Annotated in this window: 13 protein-coding genes; 7 read left to right on the plus strand and 6 right to left on the minus strand. The window is 69.3% G+C overall.

Translation table 11 applies throughout. From position 1 onward, the window contains the following. Nucleotides 1-15: 15 nt before the first annotated feature. Nucleotides 16-1,056, minus strand: coding sequence for a 3-oxoacyl-ACP synthase III family protein (locus H0264_RS35210; protein WP_181581523.1), 1,041 nt, complete (start codon nt 1,054-1,056; stop codon nt 16-18). Nucleotides 1,057-1,396: 340 nt separating this feature from the next. Between H0264_RS35210 and H0264_RS35215 the strand changes: the two genes are divergently transcribed. The 3 genes from H0264_RS35215 to H0264_RS35225 are packed head-to-tail and all read left to right on the plus strand — an operon-like array spanning nt 1,397 to nt 6,493. After that, the gene (locus H0264_RS35215; protein ID WP_181581524.1) at nt 1,397-2,800 is read left to right on the plus strand and encodes a cytochrome P450; all 1,404 of its coding nucleotides are present in this window, start codon (nt 1,397-1,399) and stop codon (nt 2,798-2,800) included. Between the two features lie 2 nt (nt 2,801-2,802). Then, a complete protein-coding gene (locus H0264_RS35220) occupies nt 2,803-4,992 on the plus strand; it encodes an MMPL family transporter (protein WP_244976043.1) in 2,190 nt (729 codons plus the stop codon). A gap of 34 nt (nt 4,993-5,026) precedes the next feature. Continuing rightward, nucleotides 5,027-6,493: a flavin-containing monooxygenase gene (locus H0264_RS35225; RefSeq protein ID WP_181581525.1), complete on the plus strand. Its 1,467-nt coding sequence runs from the start codon at nt 5,027-5,029 to the stop codon at nt 6,491-6,493. Between the two features lie 3 nt (nt 6,494-6,496). On the opposite strand, the gene H0264_RS35230 is transcribed toward H0264_RS35225, so the two are convergent. From H0264_RS35230 to H0264_RS35245, 4 genes are read right to left on the minus strand one after another with little or no spacing between them, the layout of a single operon-like run. Next, nucleotides 6,497-8,014: a GntP family permease gene (locus tag H0264_RS35230; RefSeq protein ID WP_181581526.1), complete on the minus strand. Its 1,518-nt coding sequence runs from the start codon at nt 8,012-8,014 to the stop codon at nt 6,497-6,499. A 2-nt stretch (nt 8,015-8,016) separates the two neighbouring features. Continuing rightward, a complete protein-coding gene (locus tag H0264_RS35235; protein WP_181581527.1) occupies nt 8,017-8,646 on the minus strand; it encodes a bifunctional 4-hydroxy-2-oxoglutarate aldolase/2-dehydro-3-deoxy-phosphogluconate aldolase in 630 nt (209 codons plus the stop codon). Next, entirely contained in the window at nt 8,643-10,259 is a 1,617-nt protein-coding gene (locus H0264_RS35240; RefSeq protein WP_181581528.1) for an N-acyl-D-amino-acid deacylase family protein, read from the minus strand. Before H0264_RS35240 ends, H0264_RS35235 begins: the two co-directional genes overlap by 4 nt. 19 nt (nt 10,260-10,278) lie before the next feature. Then, complete coding sequence (locus H0264_RS35245; protein WP_476703701.1) at nt 10,279-11,661, minus strand: type III PLP-dependent enzyme domain-containing protein; 1,383 nt, start codon at nt 11,659-11,661, stop codon at nt 10,279-10,281. 178 nt (nt 11,662-11,839) lie between these two features. Between H0264_RS35245 and H0264_RS35250 the strand changes: the two genes are divergently transcribed. Genes H0264_RS35250 through H0264_RS35260 form a run of 3 tightly spaced genes read left to right on the plus strand, consistent with a single transcriptional unit; the run spans nt 11,840 to nt 14,042 of the window. Then, entirely contained in the window at nt 11,840-12,871 is a 1,032-nt protein-coding gene (locus tag H0264_RS35250) for a sugar kinase (protein ID WP_244976045.1), read from the plus strand. After that, nucleotides 12,868-13,623 (plus strand): IclR family transcriptional regulator, encoded by a 756-nt coding sequence (locus tag H0264_RS35255; RefSeq protein WP_181581531.1) that lies wholly within the window; start codon nt 12,868-12,870, stop codon nt 13,621-13,623. The genes H0264_RS35250 and H0264_RS35255 overlap by 4 nt, the downstream gene beginning before the upstream one ends. 11 nt (nt 13,624-13,634) lie before the next feature. Further along, nucleotides 13,635-14,042, plus strand: a complete 408-nt coding sequence (locus tag H0264_RS35260) for a RidA family protein (RefSeq protein ID WP_181581532.1) — start codon at nt 13,635-13,637, stop codon at nt 14,040-14,042. Nucleotides 14,043-14,062: 20 nt separating this feature from the next. Here H0264_RS35260 and hrpB read toward each other — a convergent pair whose 3' ends face one another. Beyond that, nucleotides 14,063-16,594 carry an ATP-dependent helicase HrpB gene (gene hrpB / locus H0264_RS35265; RefSeq protein ID WP_181581533.1) on the minus strand — a complete coding sequence of 844 codons (2,532 nt, stop codon included), beginning with the start codon at nt 16,592-16,594 and terminating at the stop codon, nt 14,063-14,065. 150 nt (nt 16,595-16,744) lie between these two features. Here hrpB and H0264_RS35270 point away from each other — a divergent pair, with 150 nt between their 5' ends. Further along, the gene (locus H0264_RS35270; RefSeq protein ID WP_181581534.1) at nt 16,745-17,089 is read left to right on the plus strand and encodes a hypothetical protein; all 345 of its coding nucleotides are present in this window, start codon (nt 16,745-16,747) and stop codon (nt 17,087-17,089) included. Nucleotides 17,090-17,096: the final 7 nt, after the last annotated feature.

Genomic DNA, 17,096 nt, shown 5'->3' on the forward strand with positions numbered 1-17,096 from the left:
ATCCCACCAATCACTTCAGCCGACGAGCGCATCGACGGTGGCCGACATGACGCCGAAAATCATTCCGGACGCGGTCGGCACGAAACAGATCTTGGAACCCTTGGGTATTTCGCCGCGCGAAATGTAGTCGTACAGCGCGAGGAAATGCGTGCTGGCACCGGTATTGGCGTATTTGTGCACGGTGGCCAGGCGCGGCGGCATCTCGGCCTGGTGGATCTTGCTGCCGGATTCGGCGAGTTTCTCGGTGAAGGCGACGCCGAGCTGATGGAAGACGATGAAATCGAACTTCTCCTCGGCGAAGCTGCTGCCGCGCTTTTCCAGCAGATCGCGATGCAGTTTCGCCCAGGTTTCCCGGCGCGGGGCGGCCTGCATGGTGATGTTGTCGGTCAGCATGATCATGTTCTCGCTGGCGTCGCTGGGCTTGGCGATGCACAGCGGCGAGAATTCCGCGCTGCAGATCATGTCCACGTAGTGGATGCGGTCCTGCTCGTCCTCGGCGCGGTCCACCAGGATCGCCACCGCGGCGTCGGCCAGGGTGAGCGCCGGGAACTGGAGATCGCGCGGATCCTTGGCCTCGGCGAGCGCGCCCTCGGTGACCGGGGAGATGATCTCGGAGGTGACGACCATGCCGGTGCGCACGATGCCGGCCCGAATCATGTTCTCCAGCAGGTAGATCGCGGTCATGGTGCCGCCGCAGGCATTGACCACGTCGTAGCCGGTGGCATTGTCGGCGCCGATGCGCCGGGCGATCTCGTGTGCGGCGGCGGGCTCGAAGACCATGTGGAAGCCGTCGTGCACGGTGGTGCCGGCGCTGATGATGATGTCGAGATCGGCGGCCTCGTACTTCGACCGGGCCAGGCAGTCGAGGGCGGCGCGTTCGCCCAGCGACAGCGTGTCCTCCCCCGCCGACCGGTCCACCATGCGCCGGGTGCGGATGCCGGTGATCCGCTCGACCTCGAATTGCCCGCCGCTGGACATTCTTTCCAGCACTTCGTCCGTGGTGTATTCGCGCCGGGGCAGGGCGGCTCCGAGCGCACCGAGGCGTGCAGCACTCACAATCGTGACTCCCGCTTCGTGAGTAGAAATGGCGTCGGCGAAATACGCCGTCCATGGGAAGAACCGAGGCGATCAATGGCTCGGGCTCGTATTTCACGGACGGTAGGAGCCGGAACCGTACGCTGTCAAGGAAACCGGCGGGCCGGAGCGACCCACATCACCGTGATAGCCGTATTCGTACTCCTCCGATAGCAATTGCCGCAGCGCTTTTTGGTGCGGGTGACAAAACCCTTCTCGTGGTTGCGACTTCGGCGAATCCCTGAGCTAACCTGGCCGCAACCGGACTTCGTGGCCATTCGGCTATTCGCCTGTAGCGCAGCAGATTTGGAGCTTGTTCGCGATGACACTCATTGGTACGGACACGGCACGGTCCACCACCGGATCCAGCCGCCCGGCGGCAGGATCCCCCGCCACCCGCCGGGCGCCCACCGCGCCGGGCGCGCTCCCGCTGCTGGGGCACTGGCCGCGCTTCGGCCGCCGGCCCTATCGCTTCCTGTCCACCCTGCCGGCCGTGGGTCCGGTTGTGCGCGTGCGAATTCCGGGCTACGACACCTACGTTGTCACCGACCCCGAACTGGTGCGCGAGTCGTTCGTGGCGCTCTCGGATCAGGGCATGATGATCGAACGGGCCGAGGCGCTGCTCGGCGAGGGCGTGACCGTGCTGCAGGGACAGCGGCACCGGCGGGAACGCCGCATGATCGCGCCCGCCTTCGCCAAGGCCCGCATCGCCCGCTACGCCGAGGTCATGACGAGACACGGTGCGGCGCGGGCGGATTCCTGGCGCGTGGGTCAGGTGCTGGCCGTCAACGAACAGATGCACGATCTGGCGCTGCGAACTGTCGCCGGGGCGCTGTTCAGCGGCGAGCTGGGCGCGGAGACCGCCGAGCACATCCATCGACTGCTGCCGCCCGTCATGACGTTGCTCTCGCGCCGGGTCACCCGTCCGGCCTGGATCGACCGACTCCCGCTGCCCGGCAACCGTCGCTTCACCGCCCTGGTCGCCGAGATGAAAACGGCGACGGGCACCATTATTTCGGCCTATCGCGCCGAACTGGCCGCCGACCCGGAGCTCGATCACGGCGATCTGCTCGACACGCTGCTCAAGGCCCGCGACGAATCCGGGGCCGCGCTCACCGACTCGCAGGTGCACGACGAGCTGATCAACTTCCTGGTGGGCGGCACCGAGGCCATCGGCGCCACCCTCGCCTGGGTGTTCCATGAACTGGGCGCCAACCCGGCGGTGGAAGCCGCACTGCACGCCGAGGTCGACGCGGTGCTCGACGGCGGGCGCGCGGCGGAATTCGCGGATCTGGCCCGGCTGGAGGTGACCAAGCGCATCGTGCTCGAGACGCTGCGCAAGTACTCACCGTGGTTGACGGTGCGGCATGTGCCGGAGCCCTATGTGCTCGGCGGGGTCGAGATACCCGCGGGCAGCATGCTTTTCGTGTGCCCGGTCGCGGTGCACCGGGACCCGGCCGTGCACGCCGATCCGCTGCGCTTCGACCCGGATCGCTGGCTGCCCGAACGCATGGCCGACCTGTCCAAGGGGGCGCACCTGCCCTTCGGCATGGGTGCGCGGCAGTGCCCGGGCAATATCTTCGCGCTCACCGAGATCGCACTCCAGGTGGCGACCATCAGCGCTCGCTGGCGGCTGCGGCCGATTCCCGGAATCCCGGTGCGGGAGACCGTGATCGGTGCGCTCGTGCATCCGGAGCAGCTGCCCATGCAGGTGGAGGCGCGCTGACCGTGCTGGACTTCGTAATGCGCCGGCACCGGCTGGTGCTGACGATCGCCGCCGTCTTCGCCCTGCTGGCGGGGGCGGCGGGCATGACCCTGTTCGACAGGTTGCAGGGCGGTGGCTACTTCGATCCGGGCGCGGAATCCACGGCCGCGAGTGCCGCGCTGCGTGAGCATTTCGGGCAGGGCGCACCGAATCTGGTGCTGCTGGTGGACACCGGCGGATCGGTGAACGACGCCGAAACCACCCGTGCCGCAACCGCACTCGTCGATCGACTGCGCGGTGAAGCGGATGTCACGGGGGTGATGTCCTACTGGACCTCCGGTCAACTGCCCGCGCTGCGCGACAAGCAGGGCGGCAAGGGGCTCGTCGTCGCCACCATCCTCGGCGACGAAATGCACATCGACGACCGGATCGCCGCGCTGGCACCGGAATTCGGCGGTCGCCACGACGGCCTCGACGTGCGCGTGGGCGGCTACGCCATGATGGCGCACGAGACGGTGAAACAGGGCGAGAAGGATATCGTCGCGGGTGAGGCGATCGCCTTCCCGCTCACGCTGATCGCGCTGCTGCTGGTGTTCGGCAGCGTGCTGGGTGCGGCGCTGCCGCTGCTCACCGGGACCGTCACCACCATGCTCACCATGGGTGTGCTGTGGCTGATCGCGGCGGTCACCGACCTGTCGGCCACCGCCTCGAATGTGGCCTCGCTGCTGGGGCTGGGGCTGGCCATCGACTACAGCCTGCTCATCGTCAACCGGTACCGCGAGGAGCTGTCCGGTGCGGCCGAACCGCGAGATGCCTTGCGCGCCACCATGTCCTCGGCCGGTCGGACGGTGGCGTTCTCGGCGCTCACCGTGGCGGCGGCGCTGTCGTCCATGCTGTTCTTCCCGCTGCTGGCGGTGCGGTCCATCGGGTATGCGGGCATCGCGGTCGCGGCGACCGCCGCACTCGTGTCGCTGACCGTGCTTCCCGCCGTGCTGCTGCTCGCGGGCCCGCGCATCCGGCGGTCACGCTTCGGGCGGAAAGGGCTGTCCAGCAAGGATTCCCAGACCTTGGACGAGGGATTCTGGCATCGGCTGGCGACCATGGTGATGCGGCGGCCGGTGCCGGTCGCGACCCTCACCGTAGTGGTGCTGCTGGCGCTGGGCCTGCCGTTCCTGAAGTTCCACGCCGGATTCCCGGACTACCGCTCCATGCCGGCCGACACCTCCGCGCGGCAGGTCGCCGAAACCGTGCACGACGACTTCGACGCGGCCGAGCTCAGCGGGCTGTTCGTCGTCCTGCCGGACGGCAAGGACGGCCTCGGCGCGTATGCCGCCGCACTGTCGGCGCTCGACGGCGTGCAGCGGGTCGACACCGCCACCGGGAGTTACACCGCGGGCGCACCGGCGATTCCGGCGACGCCCGCGCACGCTCGATTCCAGAACGACACGGCCGCATACCTTTCCGTCGTGCCCGAGACCGCCGACCCAGATGCGGTCGGTGCGGTCGTCCGCGAGATCCGCGACACCGCGGCCCCCTCGCGCGCACTGGTGGGCGGTGTGGACGCGGCGAACCTGGACGCCATCGACGCGCTGACCGGCCGCGCCCCGATCGCGCTCGGCTATGTGCTGATCCTCATGGCCGTGCTGCTGTTCCTGCTGACCGGAAGCCTTTTCGTGCCGGTGCTGGCGCTGGTGCTGAGCGCCTTGAGCCTGACGGCCACCTTCGGTGCGCTGGTGTGGATCTTCCAGCAGGGGCATCTGTCCGGGCTGCTGGGCTTCACCGTCACCGGCGACATCTCGGCGGTCGTGCCGGTCATGTTGTTCGCCGTGGCCTTCGGGCTGGCCATGGACTACCAGGTGTTCCTGCTGGCCCGCATCCGCGAGGAGTACGAGCTGTCCGGTGACCCGGTGGGCTCGGTCGCCATCGGACTGGAACGCATCGGCCGGATCGTCACCGCGGCCGCCATCCTCATTTCCATTGTGTTCCTGGGATTCCTGGCCTCCGACATCACCTTCATGAAGGCGTTCGGTATCGGGCTGCCGCTGGCGGTGCTCGCCGACGCCACCCTGATCCGCGGCTTCCTGCTGCCCGCCGCCCTGCGTCTCGGCGGCCGCTGGACCTGGTGTGCGCCCGCGCCGCTGCGCCGCCTGCACGACCGCATCGGGATTCGCGAAAGCGCCGCGCCGCCGGTGACGGCCGCCGTCGGCGCATGAATCCGCCTGCCTCTCAACCGTTTCGAGGAGTCGCATGACCACCGCTTCCGACCATTACGACGTCGCCATCATCGGCTCCGGCTTCAGCGGACTCGGTGTTGCGATCAACCTGCGCCGGTTGGGGATCGACAACTTCGTCATCCTGGAGCGGGCGGACACGGTCGGCGGCACCTGGCGCGACAATGTGTATCCCGGTTGTGCGGTGGACGTTCCGTCGGTCCTGTACTCCTACTCGTTCGCGCCGAACCCGGACTGGACGCGGCTCTACGCCACCCAGCCCGAGTTGCGCGAGTACACCGAGAACGTGGTCGACAGTTTCGATCTGCGCCGCCACGTGCGATTGCGCAGCGAGGTCGGCTCGGCCGATTTCGACGAGTCCGCCAAGCTGTGGACGATCCAGCTCACCGATGGCCGCGAGATTCGCGCCCGCGCCGCCGTGATGGGGTACTTCTCGCTGCACGAGGCCACCGTCCCGGATATCCCCGGCCGCATGGAATTCACCGGCCCGCAGATGCATTCGAGCCGGTGGGATCCGGCCTTCGAGCCGGAGGGCAAGCGCATCGCCGTGATCGGCTCCGGCGCGAGCGCGGTCCAGATCGTCCCGGCGCTGGCCCGCACCTCGGCCCGCGTCCTGTCCTTCCAGCGCACCGCCGCCTGGGTGCTCCCCCGCGGTGACCGCCCCATCCCGCCCGCCGTGCGCACCGTGCTCCGCCGTATCCCACCGCTGCGACTGGCCGCGCGCGCCTTCGTCTTCACCTTCCTGGAGGCGCTGCACTTCGCCGAATTCCACCCGCGCCTGGTCTCGCTCTACGCGCGGGTCTGCCTGGCGGCCCTGAAACGCCAGGTGCCCGACCCGGAAACGCGCCGCAAGCTCACCCCCGACTACAGCTTCGGCTGCAAACGGCCCATGGTCTCCGACGAGTACTACGCCGCATTCGCCCGGCCCACAGTGGATCTCGTCACGGAGAAGATCATCGAGATCACGCCGACCGGCCTGCGCACCGCCGACGGCGCCCACCACGAAGTGGACGCCATCGTCTGGGCCACCGGCTTCCACGTCCAGGACTCCATCGCCCGCTTCCCCGACTTCCGGACCCCCACCACATCGACCCGCCGCAAGTTCGCCGAAGACGGCTTCACGGCCTACCGCGGCATAGCCTTCGCCGGCCTCCCCAACCTGTTCGCTGTGACGGGCCCCAATACGGCCCTCCCCCACACCTCGCAGTTCCTCGCCATCGAGCCCACCGCCCGGCTGATCGCCCGCACCATCGCCCACATGCGCGCCCACCACATCCCCCGCTACACACCGAGTGCGGGTGCCGAGCGTGAATGGGTGACGCGCGCACGGGATCTGCTGAGTTCGCGGGTCTGGTCGACCGGTGGCTGCACCAACTACTTCACCACCGCTGACGGCACCAACACCCTCACCTACCCCGGAGGTACCTGGACGCTGCGGCGGGATCGCCGTCAGCTGCGGCTCGAAGACTGGCAGCTGGGGTAGTGCTCAGGCCAGGAGGGCGAACAGGAGGGCGGCTACCGCGAAACTGACCACGGAGAGCACTGTTTCGAGGACCGTCCAGGTTTGCAGGGTTTGCTTCACCGTGAGGTTGAAGTACTTGGCGATGATCCAGAATCCGCCGTCGTTGACGTGGCTGAGGATGATGGAGCCGGCGGCGATGGCCATGGCGATGAGGGCGAGAGCCAGTTGGGAGTAGCCCTTGTCGGCGATCAGGGGGGCCACGATGCCGCCGGTGGTGACGATGGCGACGGTGGCGGAACCCTGGGCGATGCGCAGGCCGCAGCTGATGATGTAGGCGAGGACTATGACGGGGAGGCCGGCGGCGGACATGGTTTCGGCCAGGGCCGCGCCGATTCCGGTGGCGGAGATGACCTTTCCGAAGAAGGCGCCTGCGCCGACGACCAGGAGCAGCATGCCGACGGGGCGCAGGGATTCGGCGGTGAGGGTGCTGAGTTCCTGGACCGAGGAGCCGCGGCGAACGCCGAGCACGTAGAAGGCGATCAGGACCGCGATGAGCAGCGCCACCGCCGGGGTGCCCAGGAAGGTCAGCACCTGGAGCGGTTTCGAGTTCGCCTCCAGCAGCTGGCTGCCGAAGGTGGCGCCGAGGATGAGAACCAGCGGGATCGCGATGATGCCGCCGATCAGGCCCACCGACGGGGGACGGCGGACGAGCGTGGCAGCGGTGCTGGACACGTCGGTCGCCACTCCAGCTCCGGAAGGCTGGGCCGAGACCCCGCCACCGGGCTGTGCGGCCGAATCGCTCGGGGAGCCGGTATCGGTGATGCCGTTCGCGCCATTGTCCTTGCGGACCAGGAACTCGTCGGGCACCTCGACGTACACCCGCTTGCCGATCCAGCCGCCCCACACGATGCCCGCCGCGACGAATCCCGGTAGGCCGCAGACGAATCCCATGAGGATGAGCCAGCCCAGGCTGACGCCGAGCAGGCCGCCCAGCGACACCGGGCCCGGGTGCGGCGGGAGGAAGGCGTGCGTCATGGACAGGCCCGCGAGCATGGGCATGGCGTACAGGACCAGCGAGCGGCCACCGCGTTTCGCGGCCACGTACACCAGCGGCGCGAGCACGAAGATGCCGATGTCGAAGAAGACCGGGATGCCGAAGATCAGGCCGAGCAGACCCATGGCGAGGGGTGCGCCCTTCTCGCCGAAGATGCTCAGCAGTTTCTCGGTGAGGATGTCCGCGCCGCCCGAGCGTTCCAGGATGGCGCCGAGCACCGTGCCCAGGCCGATGATGACGGCGATGTGGCCGAGGATGCCGCCGAAGCCGGTTTCCAGCAGGGATTCACCGGCTTTCAGCGGGGTGCCGACGATCTTCGACACCGGCAGCCCCGCCGCCAGCGCCAGCCCGAGGCCGGTGAGCAGCAGGGCGATGAACGGTTCCAGTTTGAACCGGATGATCGCTACCAGCAGCACGGCGATGGCGAGACCGCAGAGCAGCAGCAGTCCTGGCGTGGTGGTGCGCAGCCAGTCGACGGTGGCGCTCATGTTTACCTCTCAGAATTCAGCGATCGAACGAAAGCCGCCGCGCGAGCGGCGATTTCCGACCAGTTCCCGGCCGCGACCGCGGCGGGCGGGACGACATCGGTTCCGGCGGTGACCGCCACCGCGCCGTGCGCGAGGAAGTCGGCGGCATTGCCCGCATTGACCCCGCCGGAGGGGATCAGTCGAGCGTCGGGGAAGGGGCCGCGCAGGTCCTTCAGATAGCCGGGGCCGAGAGCGCGGGCGGGGAAGATCTTGACCGCAGCCGCGCCGAGCGTCGTGGCCCGCATCACCTCACTGGGCGTGAAAGCGCCCATGACAACCGGAATTTCATGGCGAGCGGCCACCTCGGCGACCGGCTCGGTCACACCGGGGGTCACCAGGAATTGCGCGCCCGCGTCGATGGCCGCCACAGCCTGGTCCGCGGTCAGCACGGTGCCCGCACCGATCACAGCCCGGTCGGCGCCGGACGCCTTGCGCAGACAGTCCAGTACGCCCGGCGTGGTGAAAGTCAGTTCCACAGCGCGGATTCCGGCGCCGGCCAGCGCCTCGGCCAGCGCCGCCGGATCCGGAATCTCCGGTGCGCGAACAACAGTCAGCGCACGGTCGGCCAGCACGGCCGCCATGGCGGTGGTCATCGAGTCTCCTGACGGTCGGAATCCATGCGGAGGGTGCGGCCGGCGCGAATGCCGGTGGGTTTGCCTGCGTCCAGGGCGAATTCGCCGTTGACGAGCACATACGGGATGCCGTGGGCCTGCTGCTTCGGTTGTTCGAAGGTGGCGGTGTCGCGCACGGTGGCCGGATCGAAGAGGACCAGGTCTGCGGCGTGGCCGGGCCGGATCAGGCCGCGGTCGCGGAGGCGCAGGCGTTCGGCGGGGCGGCCGGTCAGGTGGTGGACGCAGTCTTCCAGGTCGAGGACGCCGAGGTCACGGGTGTAATGGCCCAGGTAGCGGGGGAAGGTGCCCCAGGCTCGGGGGTGCGGGCGGTCGCCGACGAGGAGGGCGTCGCTGCCGCCCATATGGCGGTGGTGGCGCATGATGGCGCGGACGTTCTCCTCATGGCCCACGTGTTGCAGGATGGTGGTGGCCAGCTGATCTCGGGTCAGCAGGTCGAAGAAGACCTCCACCGGGGGCAGGTCACGGTCGACGGCAAGCTGGGCGATGGTGCGGCCGACGTGCGGGGTGAGGTCGGGGTTGGCTACGCCGCTGATCTGAATGGTCTCCCAGTCGACGGTGACGCCGTGGCAGCCGTCGGAGCCGTGCACATTCACATCGAGGGCGATGGCGAGGCGGGTGTCCAGGTCGGCGATGCGGGTCAGGGCCGCGTCGGGGCCGCCGGACATGGCCCAGCTGGGCAGCAGCGCCGACAGGGTGGTGGAGCCGGGAAGATAGGGGTAGGTGTCGAGGGTGATGTCGCACCCCTCGGCCAGGGCGGCGTCGATCATGGCCAGGAATTCCGGTGCGCGGCCGCGGTTCTCGCCGAAATTCATGGTGGCGTGGGTGAGGTGCAGGGCGCAGCCGGTGCGGCGGGAGAGGTCGATCATCTCGGCGTAGGCGTCGAGCGCGCCCTTGCCGTAGGAGCGGGTGTGCGGGGCGTAGAAGCCACCGAACCGGGCCACCACCTCGCACAGGGACGCCAGTTCGCCGGTGTCGGCGTACATTCCGGGGGTGTAGGTGAGGCCGCTGGACATGCCGACCGCGCCCTCGGTGAGGGCCTGAGCCAGGAGCTCACGCATGCGGTCGATCTCCGACGGTGTGGCCGAACGCTTTTCGGTGCCGACCACCATCAGGCGCAGGGTGCCCTGCGGGACCAGGTAGGCGGCGTTCGGGGTGATACCGGCGGTGTCCAGGCGGTCCAGGTATTCGGCGACGGTGCGCCAGGAGAAGTCGAGGTCGGCGGGATTGCCGTTCCAGCCCGCGATCTGGCGGCGCACGAGGTCGAGTGCCGTGTCGTCGATGGGCGCGTAGGACAGGCCGTCCTGGCCGATCACCTCGGTGGTGATGCCCTGGCTCAGTTTCGGGAAGTGCCCGGGTTCGGTGAGCAGGTGCAGGTCGGAGTGGGCGTGCATATCGATGAAACCGGGTGCGAGGACGAGGTTTTCGCCCTCGTCCAGGATGCGGCCGGCGGTCGCCACCGTTCCGGGGGCGGCTATCTCGGTGATGCGGCCGTCATCCACCACCACGTCCGCGCGATACCGCTGCGCGCCGGTGCCGTCGATGACGTCGATGTCACGAATGAGCAAGTCGGGCATGATGTTCCGCTCAGATGGATCAGAAGAAGGTGTGCAGGAAATCGACGACGCGGGGCCGCGCGGCCGCGGCGTCGTCGAGCACCGGGATCAAGCGCCACTTGTCGAAAGCGGTGCAGGGGTGCGAGAGACCCAGGCGCACAGTGCTTCCCACCTGGACATCCGCCGCTGACGCACCGGGCAGGCGCAGGAAGGCGTGCTGGTCGTTGAGCGCCGAGACGTGCGCACCCTCGGGCAGAGGTTGCGCCGCCGGTCCCGAAACCTGTTGCGGGACCGGCAGCCCCTCATCGAACGGGAGATCGCGCTTGCCCGCATCGAGCAGGGCGAGCTCCCCCTCCGGGCGCGACACGCATCGCGCCCAGCCGTGCATGGCCGAACGCAGGGGGCGTTCGGCACGCCCCTGCGCCAGCGGGGAGATGCTGGAGTAGAAGCCGTCGTCGTGGATCAGGTAGGCGCCGGAGCGCAGCACGACCGTGGTCGGAACGCCCTGTGCGCCGGCCTCATCCGCGAGTGGGGCCAGATGTTCCACCACGAGTTCGGGGTATGCGCTGCCACCGGCGGTGATGAGCGCGCCGCGCGTGGGACCGGACCGGGCCGAACCGGGCTCGGCCGTGGCCGATTCGGCACCGGTCGACGCGACGGCGGAAGGGGCCGCAGCGTCCTCGTACCAGTCCGCCGCGGCGAGTTGCCGGTGCAGTGCGGCGATTTCGTCGAGGTAGTGCCGGACCGCCGCCAGGCTCTCCGGGGTGCGGTCGTGGGCCAGCGCGCCCTCGTAACCGCCGATTCCGGCGAGACGCAGTCGCGGCGACTTGTGCACGGCCTCGGCGACTCCGAGCGCGGCGGTCCGGTCGCGGGCACCCGTGCGGCCGTGCGGCCCACCGAGTTCCACGAGCACCGACAGGCGCACGGCCTCCGGGGCGGCTTCGAGGTGGCGTTCCATCTCGCGCACCGAGTCGACCCCGTCGACCCAGCTGAAGAGTTCGAAGCCGGGGTCGCGGGCGATTTCGGCTGCGGCCCAGCGCAATCCGACCGGATCCAGCAGCGCGTTGGCGAGCATGATGCGGTTCAGGCCGAAGGAGCGGCCCACCTGCGCCTGCCAGCCTGTGGCCAGGGTGATGCCCCAGGATCCGGCGGCCAGCTGTTCGGCCCACAGCTGGGGTGACATGGAGGTCTTGCCGTGCGGAGCCAGGCGTACGCCGGCCGCGGCGGCCCAGTCCGCCATGACGGCGCGATTGTGATCCAGGGCGGCTCGGTCCATGGTCAGCACCGGGGTTTGCAGGTCGTCCAGACGCGGTGCGGTGGCCAGGTATTCGCGCACGGTCAGGCCCCAGGCCGCGGGCGGGAGCGATTTGTGCTCCGGTCCGAGGATCCGATCGTGCAGGGCCGCGATGAGCGCGTTGTCGATGGCCACGACGCTCCTTCCGAAATCGATTGAGCCGCGGTCGTACCGGCTCGATTGCCAACCAGCTGTGTTCAATAGCATGTCTGCATTGCATAATTTGCAACGCTTGTTGCGCAATGTGTTTCTGCTGGTTATTCTGCACACGTTGTCCGAAAGCCGCAAGCATTCGAAGGAGATTGGTGTGATCCAGCCGATCCGGCGGGCGGTGACCGTCGGGGAAGGACTCGCGGTCCTCATCGCACGGCCCGGCCCGCTCGAGGACTCACCCGTCTTCGAACGCGGAGCGGCGGGGGCGGAAGCGAATGTGGCGGGCGTGCTGAGTCAACTCGGGGTGCCCACCGCGTGGCTGTCGCGGGTGGGAGACGACGGGTTCGGGCGGTATCTGGTACGGGAACTGAGTGCGCGCGGCGTGGACACCTCCGCGGTGAGCGTCGATTCGCTGCGGCCGACCGGGGTGTACGTGAAGGAACGCGGGAGCGGCTCCGGGCGGTCCGGTGATCTCGCGGCGGGCACGAGCCGAATGCTGTACTACCGCACCGGATCCGCGGCCAGCGCGCTGTCACCGGCCGATCTCGCGGAGGCGAGCGGGCTGCTCGACGCGGCGGGATTGATCCACTGCACCGGCATCACCACCGCGCTCTCGCCGTCGGCCACCGACCTGACCGAGGCGCTGCTGACGCTGCGCAGGCCCGGGCGATTGATCAGCTTCGATCTCAATTACCGTGCCGCACTGTGGAATCGGCCCGCCGATACCGTGGCCGATACCCTGGCGCGGCATATTCGGGGCAGCGATATCGCGTTCCTGGGGGCCGATGAGGCCGACGCGGTGTTCGGGACCTCCGAGCCGGACGCGCTGCGGGCCCTGTTCCCGCAACCCCGGCATCTGGTGGTCAAGAACGACAAGCATTCGGTCACCGGGTTTCTCGGAGCCGAACGGGTCGAGGTGCCCGCATTGAGCCTGGAGGTCACCGAAAGCATCGGAGCCGGAGATGCTTTCGCGGGCGGCTATCTGGCCGCACTGCTCCAGGGGCGTCCGCATGAGCAGCTGCTGCGCTTCGGGCACCTGTGCGCGGCCGCCGCGCTCACCGGCGCCGGCGATGTGGCCGAGCTGCCGCCGGTGCGCACCCTCGAAAACCTTGCCGCCGTCGCGGCTTCCGAATGGGCGGGTATGCGCTATCGCCCGGCCGCCGTCCCCGAGAATGTGAGCTCATGAGCCAGAGCCTGCAGCGCGCCCTCACCCTGCTCGTCGAACTCGGCGAGGAGCCGAAATCCCTGGACCAGCTGGCCACCGGGCTGGGCGTGCACAAGTCGACGGTGCTGCGGCTGTTGCAGACCATGGAGGGCGAACGGTTCGTCACCCATGACAGTGAGCATCGGTATCGGCTCGGGACCCGGCTGTTCGAGCTGGCCAACCGGTCACTCGAGGGACGGGATCTGCGGACCGTGGCGCGGCCGCACCTGAGCGCGCTCAATGCCGCCACCGGGCAGACCGTGCACCTGGCCACCTACGAATCCGGCGAAGCCGTGTACATCGACAAGCTCGATGCCACCCACAGCGTGCGCATGTACTCGCGCATCGGGCGGCCGGCGGCGCTGCACTGCACGGCGGTCGGCAAGGTGCTGGTGGCCGCGCTGCCCCGCGAACAGTGGGCGGCCATCGCGGAACGGCTGGACTACCGCAAGTTCACCGAACGCACCATCCAGAGCCCCGAGCAATATCTCGCGGAGTTGGAACTCGTTGCGGCCCAAGGGTTCGCCGAGGATCACGAGGAACACGAGAGCTTCATCAACTGCGTCGCCGTCCCGATTCGCAATGGCACCGGCGCGGTCGTCGCCGCACTGTCGGTGTCGGTGCCGGACATGCTGCTCGATCACGACCAGGTGCTCGGCCTGCTGCCGCGGGCACGCGCGACGGCCGACGCCGTATCCACCGAGCTCGGCTGGAGCCCGAGCCCCGACAAGTGAAAGGCCCGTCCATGAGTGAGAAGATCGCCGTCCGCACCGAGCTGGCGCCCGCACCCGCGCACACGTTTTCGCAAGGGGTGCGCAAGGGGCCGTTCGTGCAGGTGTCCGGACAGGGGCCGGTCGACCCGGTGACCAACGAGTACCTGTACCCGGGCGATGTCGCGGCGCAGACCATTCGGACGCTGGAGAATGTGAAGGCGATCGTCGAGGCGTCGGGGGCGAGCTTCGACGATGTGGTGATGCTGCGGGTGTATCTGACCAAGCGGGAGGACTTCCCGATCATGAACGAGGCGTACGGGAAGTTCGTCGAGCAACACACGAACGGTGGGGTACTGCCCAGCCGCACAACGGTTTTCACCGGTCTGCCACGGGAAGAGATGCTGGTCGAAATCGACGGCATCGCCATCGTCGAAAACTGAGCAGCCGCCGCCCGATTCGCTCAGCCGCGGGCGGCGTTGCGGGCGGTGCCGCGATGCGGTTGCACCGTCGTGGGGTCTTCCGGCCAGGAATGCTTGGGATAACGCCCGCGCAGTTCGGCGCGCGCCTGCGGCCAGCCGGTGCGCCAGAACGACGGCAGGTCGGCGGTCACCGCGATGGGGCGCTGCGCGGGTGAGAGCAGGTGCAGCAGGATCGAGGCGCGCCCGTCCGCCAGGCGCGGCGGCTCCGTCCAGCCGAAAATCTCCTGCACCTTGACCGCAAGAACCGGCGGATCCGCCGAATAGTCCAGGCGCACGTGGCTTCCGGAGGGCACCGGCAGGCGCTCCGGAGCCAGTTCGTCGAGCCGGGCGGCCTCGGGCCACGGCAGCAGCCGGCGCAACGCCTGACCGGCGTCGATGCGTTCGAGGTCGGCGCGGCGGCGGGCGGTCCCGAGATCAGGAGCCAGCCAACGGTCGAGGGCGGCGAGCAGCGACTCGTCATCCACCGCAGGCCACGGCTCCCCCAGCGTGCGATGCAGGAAGTCCAGCCGCTGCCGCAACGACACCGCATCGGCACTCCAGCGCAGCAACGACAAGCCCAGCTCCTGCAGTCCTCGCCGCAGCGCGGCCTCCAGCAGTTCCGGCTCCGGCTCCCGAATCGGCTTCTCCGACAATACGATCGCCCCGAGCCGCTGCACCCGCCGGGCCACCACGTCCCCGTCGACCCAATCCACCTCGTCGCCGCCGGTGAGCAGCGTCGGCGCAGCCCGCCGCGCGAGCTCCTCATCCGCGATGGCAGCCAACCGAATTCGCCCTTCGGAGCGCCCCGGATCACGCGTCGCCACGGCGACGGCCAGCCACTCGGCATCCCCCAACCCGGATCCGGGCGGCAAGGTCACCGCGGTCCCGCCCGCCATCAAGTAGCTCGCCGACCCCGGTCCACGCCGCCGCGCCAACCGCTCCGGATACGCCAGCGCGACAACCGATGCCGGATCATCCGCCTGCCCCGAGAGCGCAGTCCCCCTGCGCTCTGCTGGGCCGGACTTCCCATCACCGGTGCTGGATCCGATGTTCCGGCTCCGATCTGGTTCGGCCGTCGATCCGTCGATCAGACGGGTCAGGCGGTCCACCTCTCGGAGCCAGCGCTGTGGGCGTTCGCGGCGCAGGGTTCGGAGTGCGGAAACGAGATCCACACCGGGAGAGAGGGACTCGTCGTCCAGCAGAGTCACCACCTCTGCCGCTGCGCGGGGGCCGACCTCGGCGGCGCCGTCGAGGAGAGCGCGGGACAGGCGCGGGTGCAGGCCGATCGCGGCCATGCGGCGGCCGCGCGGGGTGATGCCATTGCGGTCTTCGGCGGCCAAGGCGCGCAGGACTTCTCGGCCTGCGGCGAGACCGCCCGGGGGTGGGGCGTCCCACCAGGAGAGGGCGGAGCCGTCGGGGGTGCCCCAGCAGGCCAGCTCCAGGGCGAGGCGGGTGAGGTCGGTGGTGCGGATCTCGGGTTCGGGGTAGGCGGGGAGGGTGGCGTGCTCGTATTCGGGCCAGCAGCGCCAGGCTCGGCCGGGGGCCTCGCGGCCCGCGCGGCCCGCGCGCTGCTCGGCTACGGCGGACGAGACTCGCACTGTCGCAAGGCCGGACAGGCCACGAGCACGGTCGATGCGGGGGACTCGAGCGAGGCCGGAATCGACGACGGCTCGCACACCAGGGACTGTGAGACTGGATTCGGCTACGGCCGTGGACAATACGACCCGGCGGCGGGCGCCGGGACGCAGGGCGGTGTCCTGGGCTGCGGCGGCGAGGCGGCCGTGCAGGGGGATCACATCGATGTCGTGCAGGCCGGAGAGTTGTTCGGCGGTGCGGCGGATTTCGGCAGCGCCGGGGAGGAAGACCAGGATGTCGCCGTCGGTTTCGGCGAGGGCCGTGCGGGTGGCGCGGGCGACCTGAGTCTCGATGCGTTCGCGGGGCAGCGGCGGGACGTAGGCGATATCGACCGGGTAGGTGCGGCCGTGCACCTCCAGCACCGGAGCGGGTTCGTCACCATCGCCGAGAAGGGCGGAAAGTCGTTCGGCCGCAACCGTTGCCGAGGTCGCCAGCAGGCGCAGATCGGGTCGCAGCCCGGCGCGGGCGTCGAGCAGCAGGGCCAGCAGCAGATCCGCGTCGAGGTGGCGCTCGTGACATTCGTCGAGGACGACCACATCGACACCGGCCAGCTCGGGATCGTGCTGGAGACGGCGCACCAGCAGGCCGGAGGTGACGACCTCGACCCGCGTGTCCCGCCCCGCCTTCCGATCGCCACGCACGGCGTAGCCGACCGTGGCCCCGACCGGTTCCCCGAGCAGCGCGGCCATGCGCGCCGCCGCAGCCCGCGCGGCCAGCCGCCGGGGCTCGGCCACCAGCACCCGGCCCGTCACCCCGGCCGCCAAGGCCAGCGGCACGAGCGTCGTCTTGCCGGTGCCCGGCGGCGCGACCAGCACGGCCGTCTCACGCTCGGCCAGCGTCGCGACAATGCGGTCGAGGGCGGCACGAACGGGCAGATCGGGGAGTTCAGGCAGTTTCATTGCCGACCAGTCTGCCCGCCTGCGGCACGCGATCGAAATGCCACCACCCCGATCGCCACAACGCGGACCGGCTCCCCGAATCGCCCACCGAGCCCCCGCCCCGGGCGGAGCGGTCCCCCCAACCGGCACGAGGCTCCTACACTGGGCGGGGTGCAGATTCGACGGCTGATCGCCCTGTCCACGTTCGCGGTGCTGGTTCCGGTGGGAGCTGTGGCCTGCACGGCCGAGGGGCCGGGGAGCAAGTCCGAGTGTGATGTGAGTGGATGCACCATCACGTTCGATCGGGGGGTGAATGCCAAGGCCAGCGTGCTCGGGGTGGATGCGGAGCTGGTGGCCGTGGATGGGAACAATGTGACATTGAAGGTGGGCGGTCAGCAGGTTGTGGTGCCGGTGGGGCAGTCGCAGCCGACCGACGGGCTGAACGTGAATGTGCAGCAGGTGACGCAGGACAATGTGGTGGTGCGGATCGGGACCGGGATTCAGACCGGGAACTGAGACGCCT

This window comes from Nocardia huaxiensis, from assembly GCF_013744875.1.
Taxonomy (GTDB): Bacteria; Actinomycetota; Actinomycetes; order Mycobacteriales; family Mycobacteriaceae; genus Nocardia; species Nocardia huaxiensis.